This is a genomic window from Chamaesiphon sp. VAR_69_metabat_338 (assembly GCF_031423935.1).
In the GTDB taxonomy this organism is placed as follows: Bacteria; Cyanobacteriota; Cyanobacteriia; order Cyanobacteriales; family Chamaesiphonaceae; genus Chamaesiphon.
In genome coordinates this window covers 1-1,761 of the sequence record NZ_JANPGM010000115.1, presented here as the reverse complement: position 1 = coordinate 1,761, position 1,761 = coordinate 1, and the positions used below count along the sequence as shown (strand labels likewise).

Below are 1,761 nucleotides of genomic sequence, written 5' to 3'. Positions count from 1 at the left end.
GCTTTTTTGTTTCAAACTATTTTCGATTTTGGGTTGCGATTGCAATTGCTGTTCCCAGGCGATCGCGTCGGCTAGAAAATCTAAATAATGCTCGTAGCGTTCCCACTCACCCCGCACGACACAATTGGGTTCGTCGCGATGAGTGCAGTTACTAAACTGGCAATTACCAGCAGCCAACCGCTGGCGAATTTCCGGAAAATAACCAGGTAATTCTGTCGCCGCACAAACCAGATCCGGTTGATTGAAACCTGGTGTATCGGCGATCGATCCACCCGTCGGGATCGGAAATAATTGAACGTGGCGAGTCGTATGTCGTCCGCGACTGAGTTTGCCCGAAACTGTTGCCACGCGGATATTTGAATCGGGAATTAAGGCATTCGTCAAACTCGATTTCCCCACACCAGAGTGTCCGGCAAAAACCGTAATTTGCCGATCGAGTTCAGTTTGCAATTCCTCGATCCCCAGCCCTGTTTCCACGCTAATGACGATCGGTTGATAGCCCCACTCACTCAACCTGTCGCACCATTCCTGTCGCTGGATATCGGTCACTAAATCGCTCTTATTCAAGCACAGGCTGACCTTTAACCCCGTCGATTCCGCCTTGACGAGAAATTTGCTCAACAGAAACGGATCGAGAGCGGGTTCGGCGAGAGCGAATACTAATAAGATCCGATCGGCATTCGCCACAGGCGGTCGATCGAGTAAACTATGACGGGGAAAGACATCAATTACGACCCCTTTTAAACCTTGCCAATCGACTTCATCGATCGTCACGCGATCGCCGACAATGGCACTAATCCCAATCTTTTGCAGCCGCGCGCGACGGGTACACAAGATGAGTTTTCCCCCTACTGTTGGCGTATCTGGATCGATCTGCACGTTACAGAAGTTGGCTTGAACGGCAATGACGGTACCCACTAATGGCAGGGGGGTACTATCGGCGGGGTCTAAATTTTGGGGCACTGAGAGTGTCGATCTGAATATAGTTCTACTATCTATGATAATTGTTTGAGCTAATATAAGGACAAGCCTTACCAGTGAACCCGATGGTTGCTAATTCTCTCTTCTGGACAACCGCAGATCTCGATGCCATGCCCGATGATGGTGGCTGGTTGCGCCACGAAATTATTGCAGGAGAACTATTTGTGACTCGCGCCCCTCATCTTCGCCATCAAAGTGCGGCAGGTCAGATTCAAGTTAAACTACAAAACTGGTCGGAAGAAACTGGATTAGGTCTTAGCGTTCAAACTCCAGGCTTAGTTTTCACCACGATCGATGCGGTGATTCCAGATGTGGTGTGGGCGAGTAAATCGCGAATAGAGCAAGGTATCGATGCAGCGGGACACTTTACGATCGCACCAGAATTGGTAGTAGAAATTCTCTCTTCAGGCGCACAAAACGAACAGCGTGATAAAAGTATCAAGCTGAAATTATACTCTCGTCATGGCGTGCAAGAATATTGGATCGTCAATTGGCAATTGCAAACTTTAGAAATCTATCGGCGCACGGATGCTCAATTGCAATTAGTAGCGACACTTTTGGCTGGTGATATGCTCACTTCGCCATTATTACCTGGTTTTAGTGCGGAGATCGATCGCATTTTTTCGTGAACTTCAAACGGTTAATTAGTGTCGGAACTGTGAGTAGAATGATTAACTGATAAACTTTGATTAAAAAATATATCTTATCATAGTCAATCATCAAATCATCATTAATCACAGTTCAGATGATTAATTTCCGAACTATGATTGGAATGATTAA

At 46.7% G+C, this 1,761-nt stretch carries 2 protein-coding genes; one reads left to right on the top strand and one right to left on the bottom strand.

The features are described from left to right. A partial coding sequence (gene rsgA, locus RMO84_RS03355; protein WP_310487032.1) for a ribosome small subunit-dependent GTPase A occupies positions 1-963 on the bottom strand: 963 nt, incomplete at its 3' end. 83 nt (positions 964-1,046) lie between these two features. Between rsgA and RMO84_RS03350 the strand changes: the two genes are divergently transcribed. Then, positions 1,047-1,610: a Uma2 family endonuclease gene (locus RMO84_RS03350; RefSeq protein WP_310487031.1), complete on the top strand. Its 564-nt coding sequence runs from the start codon at positions 1,047-1,049 to the stop codon at positions 1,608-1,610. Positions 1,611-1,761 lie beyond the last annotated feature (151 nt).

Coding starts and splice junctions, on each gene's coding strand:
- RMO84_RS03350 (WP_310487031.1), top strand. CDS start 1,047: ATGGTTGCTAATTCTCTCTTCTGGACAACCGCAGATCTCGATGCCATG.